Source organism: Agromyces sp. NPDC056523, assembly GCF_042794545.1.
In the GTDB taxonomy this organism is placed as follows: Bacteria; Actinomycetota; Actinomycetes; order Actinomycetales; family Microbacteriaceae; genus Agromyces.
On sequence record NZ_JBHTTM010000003.1, the window covers coordinates 197,065 to 216,783 of the forward strand.

Annotated in this window: 17 protein-coding genes; 16 read left to right on the forward strand and 1 reads right to left on the reverse strand. The window is 68.0% G+C overall.

Going from position 1 to position 19,719, the window contains the following annotated elements; all coding sequences use genetic code 11:
• Positions 1-3: 3 nt before the first annotated feature.
• The 14 genes from ACFQ58_RS11815 to ACFQ58_RS11880 all read left to right on the forward strand — a co-directional run bounded on the left by ACFQ58_RS11815 (position 4) and on the right by ACFQ58_RS11880 (position 16,745).
• A complete protein-coding gene (locus tag ACFQ58_RS11815; protein ID WP_376951300.1) occupies positions 4-978 on the forward strand; it encodes a hypothetical protein in 975 nt (324 codons plus the stop codon).
• Entirely contained in the window at positions 969-2,456 is a 1,488-nt protein-coding gene (locus ACFQ58_RS11820) for a sugar transferase (RefSeq protein ID WP_376951301.1), read from the forward strand. The genes ACFQ58_RS11815 and ACFQ58_RS11820 overlap by 10 nt, the downstream gene beginning before the upstream one ends.
• Positions 2,457-3,647: a glycosyltransferase gene (locus ACFQ58_RS11825; protein ID WP_376951302.1), complete on the forward strand. Its 1,191-nt coding sequence runs from the start codon at positions 2,457-2,459 to the stop codon at positions 3,645-3,647.
• A 46-nt stretch (positions 3,648-3,693) separates the two neighbouring features.
• On the forward strand, positions 3,694-4,893 hold the full coding sequence (locus ACFQ58_RS11830) for a hypothetical protein (protein WP_376951303.1): 1,200 nt from the start codon (positions 3,694-3,696) through the stop codon (positions 4,891-4,893).
• Complete coding sequence (locus ACFQ58_RS11835; RefSeq protein WP_376951304.1) at positions 4,890-6,029, forward strand: glycosyltransferase; 1,140 nt, start codon at positions 4,890-4,892, stop codon at positions 6,027-6,029. Before ACFQ58_RS11830 ends, ACFQ58_RS11835 begins: the two co-directional genes overlap by 4 nt.
• Positions 6,026-7,087: a glycosyltransferase gene (locus tag ACFQ58_RS11840; protein WP_376951305.1), complete on the forward strand. Its 1,062-nt coding sequence runs from the start codon at positions 6,026-6,028 to the stop codon at positions 7,085-7,087. The genes ACFQ58_RS11835 and ACFQ58_RS11840 overlap by 4 nt, the downstream gene beginning before the upstream one ends.
• A 10-nt stretch (positions 7,088-7,097) precedes the next feature.
• The gene (locus ACFQ58_RS11845) at positions 7,098-8,132 is read left to right on the forward strand and encodes a glycosyltransferase (protein ID WP_376951306.1); all 1,035 of its coding nucleotides are present in this window, start codon (positions 7,098-7,100) and stop codon (positions 8,130-8,132) included.
• On the forward strand, positions 8,116-9,186 hold the full coding sequence (locus ACFQ58_RS11850) for a hypothetical protein (protein WP_376951307.1): 1,071 nt from the start codon (positions 8,116-8,118) through the stop codon (positions 9,184-9,186). Before ACFQ58_RS11845 ends, ACFQ58_RS11850 begins: the two co-directional genes overlap by 17 nt.
• Positions 9,183-10,673, forward strand: a complete 1,491-nt coding sequence (locus tag ACFQ58_RS11855; RefSeq protein WP_376951308.1) for a lipopolysaccharide biosynthesis protein — start codon at positions 9,183-9,185, stop codon at positions 10,671-10,673. Before ACFQ58_RS11850 ends, ACFQ58_RS11855 begins: the two co-directional genes overlap by 4 nt.
• Before the next feature lie 65 nt (positions 10,674-10,738).
• Positions 10,739-13,054, forward strand: coding sequence for a DNA polymerase III subunit gamma and tau (locus ACFQ58_RS11860; RefSeq protein ID WP_376951309.1), 2,316 nt, complete (start codon positions 10,739-10,741; stop codon positions 13,052-13,054).
• 3 nt (positions 13,055-13,057) lie between these two features.
• Entirely contained in the window at positions 13,058-13,654 is a 597-nt protein-coding gene (gene recR / locus ACFQ58_RS11865; protein WP_092671575.1) for a recombination mediator RecR, read from the forward strand.
• 151 nt (positions 13,655-13,805) lie between these two features.
• Complete coding sequence (locus ACFQ58_RS11870) at positions 13,806-14,159, forward strand: nuclear transport factor 2 family protein (protein WP_376951310.1); 354 nt, start codon at positions 13,806-13,808, stop codon at positions 14,157-14,159.
• A 131-nt stretch (positions 14,160-14,290) separates the two neighbouring features.
• Positions 14,291-15,565, forward strand: coding sequence for an aspartate kinase (locus ACFQ58_RS11875; RefSeq protein WP_376951311.1), 1,275 nt, complete (start codon positions 14,291-14,293; stop codon positions 15,563-15,565).
• Between the two features lie 124 nt (positions 15,566-15,689).
• On the forward strand, positions 15,690-16,745 hold the full coding sequence (locus ACFQ58_RS11880; RefSeq protein WP_376951312.1) for an aspartate-semialdehyde dehydrogenase: 1,056 nt from the start codon (positions 15,690-15,692) through the stop codon (positions 16,743-16,745).
• A gap of 103 nt (positions 16,746-16,848) precedes the next feature.
• On the opposite strand, the gene ACFQ58_RS11885 is transcribed toward ACFQ58_RS11880, so the two are convergent.
• A complete protein-coding gene (locus ACFQ58_RS11885) occupies positions 16,849-17,469 on the reverse strand; it encodes a MerR family transcriptional regulator (protein ID WP_376951313.1) in 621 nt (206 codons plus the stop codon).
• Between the two features lie 88 nt (positions 17,470-17,557).
• On the opposite strand from ACFQ58_RS11885, the gene ACFQ58_RS11890 reads away from it, so the two are divergent.
• Complete coding sequence (locus tag ACFQ58_RS11890; RefSeq protein ID WP_376951314.1) at positions 17,558-17,977, forward strand: hypothetical protein; 420 nt, start codon at positions 17,558-17,560, stop codon at positions 17,975-17,977.
• A gap of 97 nt (positions 17,978-18,074) precedes the next feature.
• The gene (locus ACFQ58_RS11895; protein WP_376951315.1) at positions 18,075-19,610 is read left to right on the forward strand and encodes a malate:quinone oxidoreductase; all 1,536 of its coding nucleotides are present in this window, start codon (positions 18,075-18,077) and stop codon (positions 19,608-19,610) included.
• Positions 19,611-19,719 lie beyond the last annotated feature (109 nt).

Here is a 19,719-nt window from a genome sequence, read left to right on the forward strand (position 1 = left end):
GGCATGGCAGCAGCTCCACGTCCGCGCTTCAGGTCGGCGCGTTCGCGACAAGTCGCGAGCGCCGTCCTGCTCTCGGTGCTCGCGGTGGTGACGCTGGCGGCGGTTGGGCTGGCCCTCAGCGTGAATCGCGTCGTGCCCGAGGCGGGCGCCACGCCAGGGGCGGTCGCTCCGCCGACCGAGTCGCTCGAACCGGCGCCGTCCGCGGAACCGTCGGCCGAGCCGACTGCGCCGTCGCCGGCGCCCGCAGGAGTCGGCGCAAGCCGCGTCCTGACCGCGATCGACGCGAGCTCCGCCATCCGTGCGACCGCGTCGACCTGCCCGGAGCCGACTACGGTCGAGGTGACGACTGACGGCGGCGCGACATGGGCGCCCATAGCGGCCGCCACCGTGTCGGCGGCGCAGTGGGTCGGATGGGACGGTGAGGCCTTCGTCTCGGTCTTGGGGCTTGCGGCTGAGGGCTGCGGGCCGGTGTACGAACAGAGCTGGACCAGCGGGGCAGAGTGGGAGTCCGCACCGGGGGAGCTCGCGGCGTCATGGTACGTCGATCCCGCGAACCCGGCGACCCTGCTGACACCCGCCGGCGAGCTGTCGGCTCCGTGCGGCGCGGTCGAGCAGCTGGCCGCCGTCGACGCGGATTCCGCGGCCCTGCTGTGTACCGACGACACCGTACATGCGACAATCGACGGCGGAGCGACCTGGCTCGCGGCGGCCGGACCGCTGATCGGTGCGGCGGCGATCTCGGCGGCGGCCGACGGGTACCACGTTGTACTAGTCGACCAGGGCGGCTGCGTGGGGGCGCAGCTCGCGACGGTGACGCTCGCCGCGGGCGTGGCCCAGGTCGGCGTGGCCGGTGGATGCCTCGATGCCGCCGTTCCGGCGGGTGCCGTCGCGGTCGGCATCGGCGACGACGGCTCGATGTGGGTGTGGGCCGGCGACCGCGTCGGCATCTCGACGGATGGTGGCAGCTCATGGCTCTGACCCGTGGATCCGATTCCGTCCCGGCGCTCGCGCCGCACATGCTCGTGACGCGCTGGCAGCGCGAGTACGCGATGCGGCTCTTCGCCACCGATCTCCTCGGCGTGACTATCGCGGTGCTGGGCTCGCAGTGGGTGCGTTTCGGCGGCCGCGGTGCGGCGCTCGACACTTACGGGGCCGGCGAACGCGACTTCGCAGTGACGTACACGGCCGTGTCGATCGCGCTGATCGTGGCGTGGATGCTCGCCCTCAAGCTGCTCGCCACCCGCGACCCGAGAATCGTCGGAAGCGGCAGCCTCGAGTACAAGCGCATCGCCGACGCGAGTTTCCGGACTTTCGGGCTGCTCGCGATCATCGCCTTCCTCACTCAATCGGCGATCGGCCGCGGCTACCTCCTGATCGCGTTCCCCATCGGGCTCGTGCTGCTGCTCTTCGGCCGCTGGGTGTGGCGGCAGTGGTTGAACCGTCAGCGGGAGAGGGGCGCATTCTCGCACCGCGCACTCCTGGTCGGCGAGCGGACGAAGGCCGAGCATGTCGCACTGCAGATGGCGCGCCATGCCGAGGTCGGCATCTCCATCATCGGCGCGGTGACCGATCACGGCTCGGTGGATCGCGACCTGGGCGACGGCATCCCGGTGGTCGGCGCACTCGCCGACGTGCTCGCAGCGATTGAGGAGACCGGGGTGGATACGATCGTGTACACCGGTTCCGACGAGGTCGACCCGCAGCAACTTCGAGAGCTCGGTTGGGAGTTGGAGGAACGCTCGGTCAGCCTCATCGTGGCACCGGCGTTGACGGATGTCGCGGGGCCGCGCCTGCACGCGCGCCCGGTCGCCGGACTCCCGCTCATCCACGTCGAGTACCCGTCGTTCGACGGCGGCAAGGCAACGACCAAGCGCGCGTTCGACGTCATCGGGTCCCTCGTACTGATCGTGCTGTTCGCGCCGATCATGCTGGCGGTCGCGGCCGCCGTGAAGGCGACGAGCACCGGGGCGGTCTTCTACAGCCAGGAGCGGATCGGACTTCGCGGCGAACCTTTCCGCATGCTCAAGTTCCGGTCGATGGTCAGCGGCGCTGACGACCAGTTGAAGAGCCTGCTCGACGCGCAGGGCACGTCGGACCGCCCGCTCTTCAAGGTGAACGACGACCCGCGCATCACGTCGGTCGGTCGGTTCATCCGCCGCTACTCGCTCGACGAACTGCCCCAGTTCTTCAACGTGCTCCGTGGCGACATGAGCTTGGTCGGCCCGCGCCCGCAGCGCCCCGCCGAGGTTGCCCTCTACGAGGACTACGCGCACCGCCGCCTGTTCATGAAGCCCGGAATCACCGGCCTATGGCAGGTGAGCGGGCGCTCAGACCTCGCATGGGACGACGCAATCCGCCTCGACCTGTACTACGTCGAGAACTGGTCGATGATGGCGGATCTCGTCATCTTGTGGCGCACGGTTCGAGCCGTCGTTGAGCCGACCGGTGCGGTGTGAATGGTCATCGATCAGCGATTCGTGAACCATCACGCCGTCGAGTCTGCCGCCAGCGGCGTGGCTGATGCAGCGGCCGAGCATGCACCCGACGCGGAAGAGAGGACCATGCCGGAACACCATCTCCTCATCGTCTGCCCGACTGAATATGGCGGGCAGATCGAGCACGCCGCGGAACTCGGTGCTGCAGCGGTCCGCTCGGGCAGCGTCGACGCATGCACGATCCTGAGCCGGCCGGGCGCCTCGATGAGTACGGCCGGGTGGGACCCGTCCGCGTTCGAGATGCGCGAAGTGCTGCTCCCGCGCCGATCCAGCTCTCGGGTCACCCGGGCGGTGCTGCAACTGATGGACGTGATCCGCGAACGCAGGCTGATCCGCTCGCACATTTCGCGACTCGAGTCACGCGGAGGCTTGACGGTCCTGTGGGAGTCGACCAAGTACGGCGTCCCGACCGTCGCTCCGACAACGCGAAACATCGTCTTCGTTCATAACGCGTTGCCGCACGGCTTCTCAGACGACATGGGATTGCGAGATCGATGGCATTTCAGGATGGAGAAGCGCAGTGCCCGCCGCGCGGACCTCATCGCCGTCCACGGCGGTGAGCAGCGATCGGCCGTGGCGGACTGGGGAGTTCGGGATGTGAGAGCCGTGGCACTTCCCGGGGATTCCCGCCCCGTGGTGGAGCATCCGAACGCGTCGGACTCGGCGCTCTGCATCGGCGAGGTTCGACCGAACAAGGGAATCGAGATCGCCATCGAAGCTGCTCTCTCGACCGCGACCAGGCTGAGCATCATCGGATCGCCGGAACCGTCGAGTTACGGCGAGGAACTGAAGCGGATAACGCCAGCGACCGGAGTGACTCTCGACTTTCGCTACCTCGAGGCCGACGAGTTCAACGGGCGACTGGCCGCAGCACCCCTTATCGTTCTGCCGTATGTCCACTTCGCTGCCCAGAGCGGTGTACTCGCCAAAGCAATGCAATTCGATCGAGAGATCGTCGCCTCCGACCTGCCCGCTCTTCGGGAACAAGCGGGCGAGTACCCACGTATCCGGTTCGTGCCGCCGGGGGATGTGCCTTCTCTGGCTCGGGTCTTCTCGGAACTTCAGACGTATGCAAGGAACTCCGATGTCACAGGCTTCAAGCAGTCCGCCCCCGCACAGTGGGATGCTGTCGCAATCAGCCTCTTCGAATAGGGCGCGCGCTATCGCGAAGACTCCGAATCGTCTCTGCGCCGCAGTCGTGATCACCGCGCTGGTCGCCTCGTTCTTCCCATACATCGCGATTCCACTGGGGTCGAACACGCACCTGTCGGTCGGCGCCTTGCTCGGCCTCGTCGCATGGATAATCGGACCTCGGATCCCGCGCCTCGATGGGACGCTGGCTCTCTTCATCACCCTTCCGATCGTTGTCAATGCCCTGTCCACGCTGCTCATTCAGGCACCCCTTCCACCCGCCGGCGTCTTGACGTGGCTGAACCTGGTGGGAGCCTTTGCCGCTGGAGTGCTCGCCGTGCTCGCGTTGCGCGGACGGTTCGCAACGGCGATCTCCCTGATGGTCACCGTCTCAGCTCTGTTCGCATTGGTGCAGTACGCTGCCCTCCGCGCGGGTACGATCCCATTCCTCGAGCTGTACGACGCACCCGGCTACGCGAGCGTGGAGGCGAACAGCTACGCGATCCTCAACTACATCCAACGACCGTTCGCCCAGTTCCCGGAGCCATCGTTCATGGCGGGAAGCCTCACCCTCGCACTCATCACGATGGTGATGGTACGCAGATACTTCGGTGGGAGGCTGCGGGCGCACGAATCTACAGCCGTCCTGCTCGGCGGAATCGTGATCACGTTGAGTGAGTCGGGCAGTGCGATCCTCGGGCTCGGGCTCGTCGCCGTGTCGATCGTGATGTCGGCGGAGAGGAGCCTCAAGAATCAGACCCTCGCGTTGCTGCTGATCTCCGTCGCCGTCGTTGCCGCGATATGGATCGTCGGCGAGCGCGGCTTGGCGTCGAATTTCTCCTGGGGCGATCGGCTCGGTTCCATCGCCGTTGCTGTGCGCCACTGGAGCGCGGACGTCGGCAGCCTGCTTCTCGGACTGGGGCGTGGTGGACTCGCCGCTGGCTTCGAGTCGGGGGCGGTTGATCTCAGTGGCTACACCTTCGTCCAGATTCCACGCGACGCCATCAGCGCCATCGTGCGAATCATCGTCGAGTTCGGCCTCATCGGCGGAATGACTGTGGTCGCGATCATGCTCGTTCAGATCGTCCGCGGCGCCCGGCTTGTGAGAACCCAGCTGTGGTGGTTCGTGGTGGCTGCGTGGCTGGTCGTCGCTGGACTGACAGTCAGCTATGAGAGCGCCGACTGGTTGTGGCTCGCTCCGGGCGCCGCAATGGGAATCGTCCTGCACTACCGTCAGGCGTCGCACCGAGGAGAAGTTCAATCGTGAAGATCCTCCACGTGGTCAACAGCGCTGAAACCGGCGGCGCGCAGACGCTCATCGAGCAACTGTGTGCCCGCCACGCCGCCCGAGAACTGCAGGTCGACGTCGTCGTGCTCCTCGGCAGGGACACGTTGAGCGAACGTCTCGACGCGGTGGCGGGTCACGTCACCTATCTGGACATGAAGAAGAGTTCACCTCTTGCGGTCCTCGGTGGTGCATGGCGCCTTCGCCACCTGATCCGCGAGACCCGACCTGATGTGATCCACTCCCACCTTCTCCAATCGGACTTGCTCGTCGCTCTGACGGCCGGCGCTGTTGCCCCGCAGATATCGACCATTCACACGAGCGGGGGACATGAATCAGGCGCCGTATCGCGCTTCGTCACGCGTTTGCTGCGCCTCATCTCGCGCCGGTACTCGGCCCTGATCGCATGCTCACCTTCGGCGGCATCGTTCGCGGCCGAACAGCTCGGACGGCAGTGCGATGAGACCATCCTCAACGCGACCGATATCGACCGCTGGCAGGAGCACGCACGGAACGGTTCCCCTCGCGAACGGCTCCTCAGCGTCGCGCGTTGGCATCCCATGAAGGATCACGCAACACTCTTCGAAGCGGTCGGATCTCTCGGCGAAGCGCCGATCCTCGTCTGCGCTGGATCCGGAATGACCGCCGATAACCCCGACCTCGGCGCATTGGTTCGCGAGTGGCCAGAAGCACGGATCGAGTTGCGAGGGCCCATGGCCGAGATCGGGACGGAGTTCGCACGCGCCAATTGCCTGGTGATCTCCAGCTCCCACGGTGAAGCGCTACCCATGGCGGGCATCGAAGCGTTGGCAAGCGGCGTGCCCGTCATCACGACCGACGTAGGGGACTCTTCGCTGCTGGCGCTCGAATCGGGAATGGTCGTTCCGCCCCGTAATCCAGAGGTTCTCGCGAGCGTGCTACGGGACTTCCTCACTCGCTACCGCGTCGAGCCCACGGCGTGGCAGGAACGCGCAACGGCTCGAGCACGAGAGCTCTTCGACATCTCGGTCGCGTCAGAACGCTATCTCTCGCTCTATCGAGCCGTTGCTCAGGCGCCGCGCGGAAAGAGCGTAAGGGGATCTACCGAAGTGAAACCCGCTCTGGGAGCTGCGCGATGAAGATCCTCCACGTGACCGAGTGCCTCGCGACGGGGGTACTCGACGTCATCGCACGCATGTCGTCGAAGCTCTCGGCTGAAGGTTGTGACGTGACGGTACTTCATGTTCCGCACCCGGAGAGTCCATCCGCGAGCGAACTGCGACACGCTCTCCCTGGGATTCGCATCGTGACGGGATGGGGATCGGGGAGGGCGAGGCCGCTTCGCGTCATGGGCCTCGCGCTCGCGATGACGAAGCTGCTGCGTGAAGACTGGGACATCGTCCACCTGCACTCCACGTTCGCGGGATTCGTTGGACGAGTTCGACCGTCCTCCATTCCCATCGTCTACTCACCTCACGGCTTCTCGTTCCTCCGGCACGATGTGGCGCCTCGCGCGGCTGCGCTGTTCAAATTCGTTGAGCGTCGACTCGCTCGGCGAGCGGATGTCATCCATTGCGTTTCACGTGATGAACACCGTGTCGCGGCCGAACAGCTCCGCGCGCGCCCGATCCTCCTGCAAAACGTCCTGGACTCCGGCTCACGATGGTCTGCCGAGACGATTCACCGACCGAGCCGGCCGCCGCGCGTAGTCAATCTCGGCCGATGGTCCCAGCAGAAGGCACCGGAGCGATTCGTTCGCGCTGCATCCGAACTGCACGACGTTGCGGAATTCCGGTGGATCGGCACCGGTGAGGCCGATGTCAGCGGTCGCTGGACGGTCAGCGGCTGGCTGGACCAGCAGGCCCTCGCCGATGAACTCGCCAGTGCTTCTCTGGTGTACTTCACGTCACGCTGGGAGGGAATGCCGGTCGGCCTGATGCAGGCCCAGGCCGCCGGAATTCCCGCCATCGCCATCGACTGCGTCGGTGTTGCCGACGTTGTCGTCGACGGGATCACGGGACACATTGCACGAAACGAGGACGAGGCATTGTCCGTGTTGCGACGGCTGCTGGGATCGCCATCGGAACTGAATGCATTGTCCGCAAGTTCCCGGGCCGGAAGCGGCCGATTCGCCGACGTCTACTACGGCCGAGAGCTTCTGGAGGTGTACCGTGTCGCAGCCAACGCCAAGTCGTAGCGTCAGGTGGGTGTTCGCCTCACTGGCCAGCGGTGTGTGGGGCGCGGAACGAAGCATGTTCACGCTCGCGCGCGAGCTTCGCGAGTCGGGCCACCGCATCCACTTGATCTGCACTGACCAGACCCTCGCCGACGAATGGCTCCGAGCGACCGGCGAATCGGCGTCTGTCGTCTCCGCTTCGCGACCCTCTCGAGGCCGCCTGTCGCTCGTTCGCTCCTACTGGAGCCACTTGGCGAACCAGACGAGCAAGCGGGACGTGGTGGTCCTCTTCTCGTATGCTCTGGCCGCCGGCGCCATTCTTCCCCTCCGCTGGCGCGCTGGCCGTCCCCGCGTGGTCCTGGACCTTCACGACACGCTGACAGCTGGGTTCGGGCGTCGTGCGCTAGCCGTATCCGCGTTCCGGCTCGACCGCGTCATCGCGGTGAGCGAATTCACCCTCCGCCAACTCAGGGTCCGCCGGTCGATCGGACGCGTGCTCACGCGGCCGGTCGCGAAGCTGGACGCGCAACCTGTCGAGCCGTCATCCATTCCGTTGAGGGTCGGCATCGTCGGTCGGGTGAACAGCGACAAGGCCCCCCACCTGGTGATCCAGGCCTGCGTCGAACTGGACGCCTGCGTCACCATCCGTGGGGACATCGACAATGATTCCGAGACCTATGCGGCAGACGTCCGTGCGCTCGGCGAACGCGTACTGGGTGAGCGATTCAGGATGGAAGGACCGACGCCTTGGAGCCGCGCGCTCGATGACATCGACGCGCTCGTGGTGGCGAATGCGCGGGAGCCGATGGGGCGTACCGTCCTCGAAGCGCAACTGCGTGGCATCATGGCGGTGGTTCCCGACAGCGGGGGTGCGGCCGAGCTGGTGGAGCATCTCGTGACGGGCGTGAAGTATCGGGCCGGCGACGCGAGCAGCCTCGCGAAAGCGCTCAAGATGCTTACTCGCGATCTTCGCATCCGGGTAACGGAAACCGCCAGGGCGCGGGCGATCGCCGTCACCGACCCCAAGGAGTACGCCGCGAGGTATGCGCATGCTGTATTCGACTGATTCTCCTCCGCTGCACGTGATGATGTCGTTCACGGGGCTGGACGAACAGTCGAGCCCCTACGTCCAACTCCTCGTGAGGGCCTTGGCGAATTGCGGCGTGCAAGTGGAACTCCTTTCCTGGAGGCGTCTGCTCACTGGGCGGGTGCAGCTCCTCCACGTGCATTGGCCCGAGACCATGCTTACGCGGCGAACGATGATCGGTCGAATCGTCGGCCGCGGCCTCTTCGTGATGCTCCTCGCGCGGGCGCGGTTCGGCAGGACGACGATCGTTCGGACGGTACACAATCGCGCGCCACATGAATCCCCCTCGTATCTCGACAGGCAGCTCCTCGGTATGCTCGACCGCCTCACGTCTGCCTGGATCAATCTCAACGAGAACCAATTCCATCCGAACCGCGCGCTCTCTGTGGTAATCCCGCACGGTGAACTCGGCTCGTTCTACCGGACAGGGGTTGCACCGAAGAAATCGCGCGCAATCGACGTCCTTCATTTCGGCATGATCCGCGCGTACAAACGAGTCGACAGGCTCATCGAGGTCGTCTCTCATGCCCGCACGATCACCTGCGCCATCGCGGGCAAGCCGGCGACGCCACAGCTCGCCGCGGCCCTTGCGGCCCAGGCCGATCGAGCCGACAACATCACGGTGGATTTTCGCCACATCCCCGGCATCCAGCTGGCGAACTACATCACCGATGCAGCATTGGTTGTCCTTCCCTACAGCCGGTTCGAGAACTCCGGCGCTGCACTGCTCTCGTTGGATCTGGGTACTCCCATCCTCGTGCCGCGGACCGAGAGCGCAGAATTGCTTGAGCGAGACTTCGGCGCGGACTGGGTTCACGTCTATGACGGACCGCTTGCGATCGAGCATCTCAGGGAGGCGCTTCATCGCGTCGCGCACCTCAGTCGCAACGAACGTCCGGTCATTCCCGCGCGGGAATGGCCCGCGCAGGCCGCGGCGCACATCGACGTGTACACACGCGTCGCCGATCCGCGCGTTCGACGCCGGGTTGGAGCCTCCCAGAACATGGGGCGACGGATCGGCAGCGGGACATGAGCCGGCAGTCGCGGCTTCGCGGCAACATCTTGTGGAACTATGCCAGCGGCTTCGTGAGCGTGTTCGGCTTGCTGTTGCTCTATCCACTGGCCGTGGCGGCATCCGGCGGGGAGGAGTACGGGCTGTGGGTCTTGGCCTTCGGCGCGATTCAGTTCTTTTCGATGATGGACTTCGGTTTGGGAACTGCGATCGTCAGAAGGCTCGGGCACATCGGCTGGGCCGATGATGCCAGGCTGGACCGCCGTCGATTCGTCACGCTCGGCATCACGCTGTTCGTTCTCCTTGCCAGCCTGCTGACGGCCATGTTTGGTATCGGTCTGGGTGTCTATTACGGGACCGTCTCCATTCCAGTCGACATCGCGCCGGTTCTGCCCATCGTCGTCGCCGCTGCGTCGGTAGACCTGTGGTTCACCGTGCTGGGGCGAGCGGCGAACTCCGTCCTGTGGGCGGAAGATCGTCCGGATATCGAACGAAAGGCCGCGATCGTCGCCATACTCCTGCGCGCGGTCGGCCTGGGCGCTGTACTGATCAGTGATCACGGACTGCTTGGAGTCGTCGTCGTGGAGTCGGTGACCCTGGTCCTGCCCAGCGTCGTGTGCCTCGTCGCTGTATCGCGTCGATATGGCCGACCGGTCTTCTCCACTGCCGCGATGCATCAGCACGCGGCGCCGCTCGTGACGATGAGCTGGCCGCTGTTCATCGGCAGCATGGCTGGGCTGGCCGCGACGCAACTACCGCTCTTCTTGGTCGGCTCGCACCTGGGTCTGCTTCAGGCCACGGCGTTCGGTGCGCTCTTGCGCGTGTATCAGAGTGGGCGACTCGCGATCTCCTGGCTGACCAATCCGTTCAGCGGCCAGGTCGCGGACTCCGAAACGAATGGACCTCAGCTTGAGGTGTTGTTCAGACAGTGCACGCGCCTCGCGATCGGTGTCGGCGCCGCACTGTCGATCTCGATCACGGTGATGGCTCAACCGATCCTGTCGGCCTGGCTCGGACCTCAGTTCGTCTTCGCCGGAAGTGCTCTTGCTGTTATCGGCCTCGGGATCATGGTGAATGCCATACTCTTTCCTGCCGCCTTGTTCGTGAACCTTCGCGGGAACCCCTGGGTCATTGCCCGTCTCCAGCTCGTGGCGCTGATGCTCACTGTTCCGGCCGTGATTCTTGCCGTTGATACGGGTGAACTCACGTGGATCGCTGTCGCCATGGTCGGCCCATCCGCAGCGTTGGTGCCGTTGTTCGTACTGGCTGTCCGTCGGCTCGGACTCACCCACTTCGACCGATCAGATCTCAAGCGCATCGGCGTGTTCACAGCGAGCGCCGCAATTCTGGCAGCCATCGGCCTCTCGCTCAACCTCGCGGGCAGCGCGTGGGTTGCACTCACTGCGTACGCGGTCACCGTCCTCGCTGCAGGCGTCATATTCTTCGCCAGCCGCCGACACAGGCGGACGCTGGAGATCAGGCGAATGGATCAGCAGACTCGTCCGTAAGTCGCGAGGTCCGCTGGACCGGATGCCGAGGGACGGGTGTCGCAGGCGCCAACTACGATTGACGCGTGGTCACCGCCCTCTATCGCCGCTACCGGCCCGAGACCTTCGCCGAGATGATCGGGCAGTCGCAGGTCACCGAGCCCCTGATGACGGCGCTGCGCACCGATCGGGTGAACCACGCCTACCTGTTCAGCGGCCCGCGCGGCTGCGGAAAGACCACGTCGGCCCGCATCCTGGCGCGCTGCCTCAACTGCGTCGAGGGTCCCACCGACACCCCGTGCGGCGTGTGCCCGAGCTGCGTCGAGCTGTCGCGCGCGGGTGGCGGATCGCTCGACGTCGTCGAGATCGATGCGGCGAGCCACAACGGCGTCGACGACGCGCGCGACCTGCGCGAGCGGGCGGTGTTCGCCCCGGCCCGAGACCGGTACAAGATCTTCATCCTCGACGAGGCGCATATGGTGACGCCGCAGGGGTTCAACGCGCTCCTGAAGCTCGTCGAAGAGCCGCCCGAGCACGTGAAGTTCATCTTCGCGACGACCGAGCCCGACAAGGTGCTCGGCACCATCCGCTCGCGCACGCACCACTACCCGTTCCGGCTCGTGCCGCCCGCGCCCATGCTCGACTACGTGCAGAAGCTGTGCGACGACGAGGGCGTGCAGGTCGAGCCGGGCGTGCTGTCGCTCGTCGTCCGCGCCGGCGGCGGTTCGCCGCGAGACACGCTGTCGCTGCTCGACCAGCTCATCGCCGGCTCCGAGGGCTCGACCGTGGGCTACGAACGAGCCGTCGCGCTCCTCGGCTACACGCACGGCGCCCTGCTCGACGAGGTCGTCGACGCGATCGGCGCGGCCGATGCGGCCGGTGCGTTCGCGGCCGCCGACCGCGTGATGCAGACCGGGCAGGATCCGCGGCGCTTCGTCGAAGACCTGCTCGAGCGGCTGCGCGACCTGATCGTCGTGGCGGCGACCAGCCCCGAGGCCGCGGCCGCCGTGCTGCGCGGCGTGCCCGCCGACGAGCTCGCCCGCATGGCCACGCAGGCCTCGGCGTTCGGTGCCGCCGAGCTGTCGCGCGTCGCCGACCTCGTCAGCCAGACGCTCACCGAGATGACCGGCGCCACCTCGCCGCGGCTGCACCTCGAGCTCATGCTCGCTCGCGTGCTCGTTCCCGCCAGCGACGCGACCGAGCGAGGCGCCCTCGTCCGGGTCGAGCGGCTCGAACGACGGGTCGGGGTGACGGATGCCGCGGGGCCGGCCGAGAGCACAGCGCCCGCGACGAACGCCGCGCCGTCGGCCCACGCAAAGGCGGCGGCCGAGCCCGTCGCGCCATCCGTCCCGGCTCCGGCCGGGCGGCCCGCCGAAGCCGCAGCGCCTGCGCCGAAGGCGACGCCATCGAGCTCGCCGGTGTCCCGCCCGAAGCCGGTCGGCCCGGTGACGCTCGAGCAGGTGCGCGACGCCTGGCCCGAGATCCTCGGCGTGCTCGAGCGCACCAAGCGCACCGCCTGGATGGCGGCGCTCACGGCGCAGGTGCTCGAGTACCGAGCCGACGACTCGGTGCTCGTCCTCGGCTTCCCGAGCCAGAACGATGTGCAAGACCTGCGCGGGAGCACCGGCTCCCAGAGCCCGGCCGAGCTGCTTCGCGGTGCGATCGTCGAGGTGCTCGGCGTGCAGGTCAAGTTCATCCCGCGCGTGATCGCACCCGGGACGCCCGACGCGCCCGGCGGCGGCGAGAAGCCGCCCGCGCCCGCGCCGGCGCCGAGTGCGCCCGGTCCGGTCGACCCGGGCACCGCGGACTCTCCATCGGCCGGACCGGCAGAGTCGGCCACCAGCACCGCGTCGTCGCCCGCGCCCGCCGCGTCCGCGGCGTCGCGCTCGACGGCCTCATCGACGCGCGGTCGATCTTCTGCGTCCGCGACACCGGTCACGACCGATGCGCGCACCCGACCCGTCGACTCATGGGCGACCGTCGCCATCCCGACATCCGATCCGACCGCGGCCGATGTGCCGAGCGTCTCAGCCGGGGCGACGATCGACGTCGCGCCGGCGGCTCGTGCCGCGACCGCCGTCATCGACCGCCCGGCCGTGCGAACGGCGTCGCAGCCCGCCGACGACGTGCCGCCGCCCGATGACGCCGATGCGCCGCCGCCCGATGTCGAGCCCGCGTTCGACCCCGGGCCCGAGCCGGTCGTCGACGCCGCGCCGGTCGAGCCAGCACCCGCGGTGTCGGCACCCGCGCGCGGTCGAAGGCGCGGAGCCGCCGCAGCGACGGCACCGCCGGCCGGAACCGGCATCCAGCGCTATGGCGAGGCCGTGGTCCGCGACCTGCTCGGCGCGACGTTCCTCGAAGAGGTCGAGGCTCCGCCCGCCCGGTTCGGCGAGCGGGGGTAGCGCGTGTACGAGGGCATCGTCCAAGAGCTGATCGACGAACTCGGGCGCCTTCCCGGCATCGGTCCGAAGTCCGCGCAGCGCATCGCGTTCCACATCGTGCAGACCGAGCAGTTCGATGTCTCCCGCCTCGCGGAGATCCTGCTCGAGGTCCGCGACAAGGTGCGGTTCTGCGAGATCTGCGGCAACGTCGCCGAGGAGTCGACCTGCTCTATCTGCCGTGACCCGCGCCGCGACGCGTCGCTCATCTGCGTCGTCGAAGAGGCCAAGGACGTCGTCGCGATCGAGCGCACGCGCGAGTTCCGCGGGCTCTACCACGTGCTCGGCGGCGCGATCAGCCCGATCGACGGCATCGGGCCCGACGAACTCCGCATCCGCCAGCTCATGCAGCGGCTCGCCGACGGCACCGTCCGCGAGGTGATCATCGCCACCGACCCCAACCTCGAGGGCGAGGCGACGGCCACCTACCTCAGCCGGTTGCTCACGACCCTCGAGATCCGCGTCACCCGCCTCGCCTCGGGCCTGCCCGTCGGCGGCGACCTCGAGTACGCCGACGAGGTCACGCTGGGCCGCGCGTTCGAAGGGCGCCGCGTCGTCAGTTGAGCCGATGGTGTGCAGGAGATCTCGTGATCTCCAGGCTCGTCGCTCCGGCACGATCCTGCAGATCGCGGAATCTCCTGTGAACCTGCCGCGGTCGCGTGCGCCTTGTCGAGCCCGTTGACGCCGTGCGCGTCGCGCGGATAGAACGGAGCCCATGAGCGCAGGAACCGAGTGGGTCGAGGGGTACGTGCGAGCGTGGGGGAGCAACGACCCCGACGACATCGCCGCCATCTTCACCGACGACGCCGTGTACGAGTTCAGCCCCGACGACCCCGACGCCCTGCGCGGCCGCGAGGCGATCATCGCCGGATGGCTCGACTCCAAGGACGATCCGGACGAGTGGACCTTCGACTGGGAGGTGCTCCTCGAGCACGACGACACCGTGATCGTGCAGGGACGCACCGACTATCCGGCCGACAAGCTCTACGACAACCTGTGGGTCATCCGGCTCGCTCCCGACGGCCGGGCGACCCGGTTCACCGAGTGGTACATGGCGCGCGATCGCTGAGCTCGGCGGCCGCGACATCCGGCACCGCCGTCGCCGTCACATGGCGGGGGCGGAATGCGCCCCGCCGTATGATGGACCTTCCGGCGCCGGGTGGACGTTTCCCCCGGCCCAGTCACCCCGGGAGCGCCCACGTGAGCTTGATCGTGCAGAAATACGGCGGATCGTCCGTCGCCGACGCGGAGAGCATCAAGCGGGTCGCCAAGCGCATCGTCGAGGCGCGCAAGGCCGGCAACGACGTGGTCGTCGCCGTCTCGGCGATGGGCGACACGACCGACGAACTGCTCGACCTCGCGCACGAAGTCGCGCCGCTCCCCGCCCCCCGCGAGCTCGACATGCTCCTCACCTCGGGCGAGCGCATCTCGATGGCGCTGCTCGCCATGGCCATCAAGAGCATGGGCCACGGCGCGCGGTCGTTCACCGGCAGCCAGGCCGGCATGATCACGGATGCCACGCACGGCGCCGCCCGCATCGTCGAGGTCACCCCGGTGCGCCTGCGCGAGGCGCTCGACGAGGGCGACGTCGTGATCGTCGCGGGCTTCCAGGGCTTCAGCCGCGAGTCCCGAGACATCACCACGCTCGGCCGGGGCGGCAGCGACACCACCGCCGTCGCGCTCGCGGCCGCGCTCGACGCCGACGTCTGCGAGATCTACACCGACGTCGACGGCGTGTTCACCTCCGACCCGCGCGTGGTCAAGAAGGCTCGGAAGCTCGACCGCATCACCAGCGAGGAGATGCTCGAGCTCGCGTCATCCGGCGCCAAGGTGCTGCACATCAGGGCCGTCGAGTACGCTCGCCGCCACGGCGTCACGCTGCACGTCCGCTCGTCGTTCAACAACAGCGAGGGGACGATCGTCTACGACCCCGAGCGCCTTCCCGAAGGAGAAGCTGTGGAAGAGTCCGTCATCGCCGGAGTCGCCGTCGACCTCGGGCAGGTCAAGGTCACCGTCGTCGGCGTGCCCGACGTGCCCGGCGCCGCGGCCAAGATCTTCAAGATCGTCGCGAAGACCAACGCGAACGTCGACATGATCGTGCAGAACGTCTCGGCGGCCGCCACGGGGCGCACCGACATCTCGTTCACCGTGCCGAAGTCCGACGGCGAGCGGGCGCTCACGGCACTGTCCGACGCGCAGGAGTCGCTCGGCTTCCAGTCGCTGCAGTACGACGACCAGATCGGCAAGCTCTCGCTCGTCGGCGCCGCGATGCGCTCGGCGACGGGCATCTCGGCGAAGCTGTTCGAGGCGCTGTACGAGGCGGGCATCAACATCGAGATGATCTCGACGTCGGAGATCCGCATCTCGGTCGTCACGCGCGCCGACAGCGTGAACGACGCCGCGGTCGCGGTGCACCGCGCGTTCGACCTCGACGGCGACAGCGACGCGATCGTGTACGCCGGCACGGGTCGCTGACGCGACATCCTGCCCTCGTGTAGGACATTCGCGCCAATGTGGGACGCTCGAGCGTCGTACCGTCCTACTTCCCAGACAACGCCCTGCACACTGGAATACAGGACCCCGGATGAGGAACGAGCACATGAGCAGTGGAGTGAACATCGGCGTCGTCGGCGCCACCGGACAGGTCGGCGCGGTCGTGCGCCGCCTCCTCGAGGAGCGCGACTTCCCGGTCGCGTCGATCCGCTTCTTCGCGTCGGCGCGGTCGGCGGGCACGACCCTGCCGTTCAAGGGCCAGGATGTCGTCGTCGAGGACGCCTCGACGGCCGATCCCACGGGCCTCGACATCGCGATCTTCTCCGCGGGCGCCACGCTCTCGAAGGCGCAGGCTCCGCGCTTCGCCGCGGCCGGCGTGACCGTCATCGACAACTCCAGCGGATGGCGCATGGATCCCGAGGTGCCGCTCGTGGTCAGCGAGGTCAACCCGCACGCGATCGGCGAGGCGAAGAAGGGCATCATCGCCAACCCCAACTGCACGACGATGGCCGCGATGCCGGTGCTGAAGGTGCTGCACGACGAGGCCGGACTCGAGCGACTCATGATCTCGACGTACCAGGCGGTCTCGGGCGCCGGGCTCGCGGGCGGCGAGGAGTTGCTCGAGCAGGCGCGCGCCGCGGTCGCGCAGGACGCGATCGGCCTCGTCCAGGACGGTGCCGCGGTCGAGTTCCCCGAGCCGCAGAAGTTCGCGCGTCCGATCGCCTTCGACGTGATCCCGCTCGCCGGCTCGATCGTCGACGACGGCGACCTCGAGACCGACGAGGAGAAGAAGCTGCGCAACGAGAGCCGCAAGATCCTCGAGCTGCCGGGCCTGCGCGTCGCGGGCACGTGCGTGCGCGTCCCCGTCTTCACGGGCCACTCGCTGTCGATCCACGCCGAGTTCGCGAACGACATCACGCCCGAGCGCGCGACCGAGCTGCTCGAGGATGCCCCGGGCGTCGCCCTCAGCGACATCCCGACGCCCCTGCAGGCCGCCGGCAACGACCCGAGCTACGTGGGACGCATCCGCCAGGACCAGTCGGCCCCCGAGCAGAAGGGCCTGGTCCTGTTCGTCTCGAACGACAACCTGCGCAAGGGCGCTGCGCTCAACGCCGTGCAGATCGCCGAGCTCGTCGCCGCGAAGCTGCCCGCCACCGTCTGAGACCGGATGGCGCGGCCGCGCGCTCGCACGGCACACCGCTGAGACTCGTCGAACGGCCCGTCCCGCACCGCGCGGGGCGGGCCGTTCGCGGTCCCGGCGCGGCTCAGCGCCCGAGGCCGCGCCGCGCCGCGACGTCCTGGTGCGCGAGTCGCCGCAGGGCGAGGATCACCGGTTCGTACAGTGCGGTGCCGAGCACCGTGTACTCCACTGCGGCGTGCGGCTCGTCCGGCATCCGGTCGAGGTCGAACTCGGCGACGTCGCGCAACCGCTGCCCGTAGGCGAGCAGCCGCTCGGAGGAGATCGGCATGCCCGCCGCGTCGGCGGCCGCGAGCGCCGACTCGAGCTGCGCCACCGCCGCGAAACGGGGATCGAACACCTGGCCGAGGGACTCGAGCGCCGCCCGAGCCCGGGGGAACGGGTCGGGGTCGTCGTCGCGGGGAGGGTCGACCGCCGGAGGCAGAGCCGAGACCGCGCGTCCGAGCGTCGCGTAGAGGTCGTCGCCCGGATCGTCGACGAGGTCGAGGATGGCACGCGCCTGCTGGACGCTGAGCCCCACCGACCCGATGAGCGAACGGATCAGCCGCAGGCGCCGCACGTGGGTGTCGTCGTAGGTGGCCTGGGTCGCCGAGGTCGCGACGCCGGGATGCAGGAGTCCCTCGCGAAGGTAGAACTTGATGGTCGCGACGGACAGTCCGGTCGCCGTGGCGAGTGCGGAGATGCGCATGCCGCCTCCTTGCATTGGATAGTGCAACTCTCTAGTATTGGAGAGTCACACTATCCAATCATGAGTTCATGTATCGAAGGGGCCCGCCATGCCGACGCCGAACGACCTCATCCTCATCGGAGTGCTGCTGCTCGCGCTCGTCACCGTCGAGAGCGGCGGCTACTTCCTGACCCGCGTCGTGCGCGGGCACGTGCCGGCGAACCGGCCCCAACAGGGCTTCTTCCGCGCGGGTCATGCCCACGCCGCGGTGCTGCTCGTCCTCTCCATCGCGATCCTCTCGGTCGTCTCGCACGCGGCGCTCGACGGCGTCTGGCTGCAACTCGCGCGGGTCGGGGTTCCGGTCGCGGCGATCCTCATGCCCGCGGGATTCTTCCTCTCGGTGACCGGGCGGGATCCGCAGCGGCCGAACCGCCTCATCGTGCTGCTGTGGATCGGTGCGGCGGTGCTGACCGCGGCGCTCATCACCGCGGGGGTGGGGCTCATCGCCGGCGGCGTGGCCGCACTGTGACGGGCGCACGCCGCCTCCGTGCCCCTTCGCCGGAGTGGCGCCTGCGCAGAGATCGGCTGGTCATCGCGTCCATCCGGGCGGACTTAGACTGGAACCCGTGAACTCAGAGGACACCGTCGACGTCGTGCTGATCGGCGGGGGCATCATGAGCGCCACGCTCGGCTCCCTGATCTCGCGGCTGCAGCCCGACTGGAGCATCCGCGTCTACGAGCGACTCGGCCGCGAGGCGCAGGAATCCTCGAACGCCTGGAACAACGCGGGCACCGGTCATGCGGCGCTGTGCGAGCTGAACTACATGCCCGAGGCGGCCGACGGCACGGTGAGCGCCGACAAGGCCGTCTCGATCAACGAGCAGTTCCAGGTCAGCAGGCAGTACTGGTCGCACCTCGTCGAGACCGGGGCCATCGGCGACCCGAAGCAGTTCATCAACTCCACGCCGCACATGACCTTCGTCAGCGGCAAGGCCAACGTCGAGTACCTGCGCAAGCGCCGCGCGGCCCTCGAGGGCCAGCCGCTCTTCGCCGACATGGAGTACACGGAAGACATCGACACGCTCGCCGCGTGGACGCCGCTGCTGGCGAAGAAGCGCAACCGGCGGCAGCGGATCGCGGCGACCCGCGCGGCCTCCGGCACCGACGTCGACTTCGGCGCGCTGACGCAACTGCTGCTCCGCGACATCGAGCAGCGCGGCGCCGAGATCCACGCGAACCACCAGGTCACCTGGCTGAAGCGGCAGAAGGACGGCACCTGGCGACTCCGGGTGCGGCACACCGTCGGCAACACCCCCCGCGTCGTGCGCGCGAGGTTCGTGTTCGTCGGTGCCGGCGGCGGCGCGCTCGCGCTGCTCCAGCACGCCGGCATCCCCGAGATCAAGGGCTACGGCGGCTTCCCGATCTCGGGTCAGTTCCTGCGCACGACCGACCCGAAGCTCGTCGCCCAGCACAACGCCAAGGTGTACGGCAAGGCCGCGGTCGGCGCCCCGCCGATGTCGGTCCCGCACCTCGACACTCGTGTCGTCGACGGCGAGACCTCGCTGCTGTTCGGGCCCTACGCGGGCTTCACCCCGAAGTTCCTCAAGTCGAGCACGTGGTTCGACCTACCGTTCTCGATCCGGCTGCACAACATCATCCCGATGCTGCAGGTGGGCCTCAAGAACTTCGACCTCGTCCGCTACCTCGTCTCCGAGGTGCTCGCCGGGCGCGACAAGAAGCTCGCGGCACTGCGCCAGTTCATGCCGACCGCGAAGAGCAGGGACTGGGAGCTCATCACGGCGGGCCAGCGCGTCCAGGTCATGAAGAAGGACCCGAAGCAGGGTGGCGTGCTGCAGTTCGGCACCGAGGTCATCTCCGGTGCGGATGGCACGATCGCAGGCCTCCTCGGTGCGTCGCCGGGGGCATCGACCGCGGTGCCGATCATGCTGCAGGTCCTCGCGAAGTGCTTCCCCGACCGCGTCGCGTCGTGGGAGCCGCGCCTGCGCGAGATGATCCCGTCGTACGGCACCACGCTCTCCGACGACCGCGAGCTCGCGGCCGCGTCGCTCGCGCGCACGGCCGCCGTGCTCGGACTCGATGCCGGGGCGGCGCAGCCCGAGATCGCGGCGACCGCGAAGGTGCCGGCGCTGGCTTCCGCCTGACTTCGCTGCAGGAACGTGGCGAGACTCGACCGAGGGGACGAGTGTCTGCTATGGTCGTGCTCGCTATGAAGTGAGCACATCCCATTGTCCCGCGCCCGAGGCGCCGTTG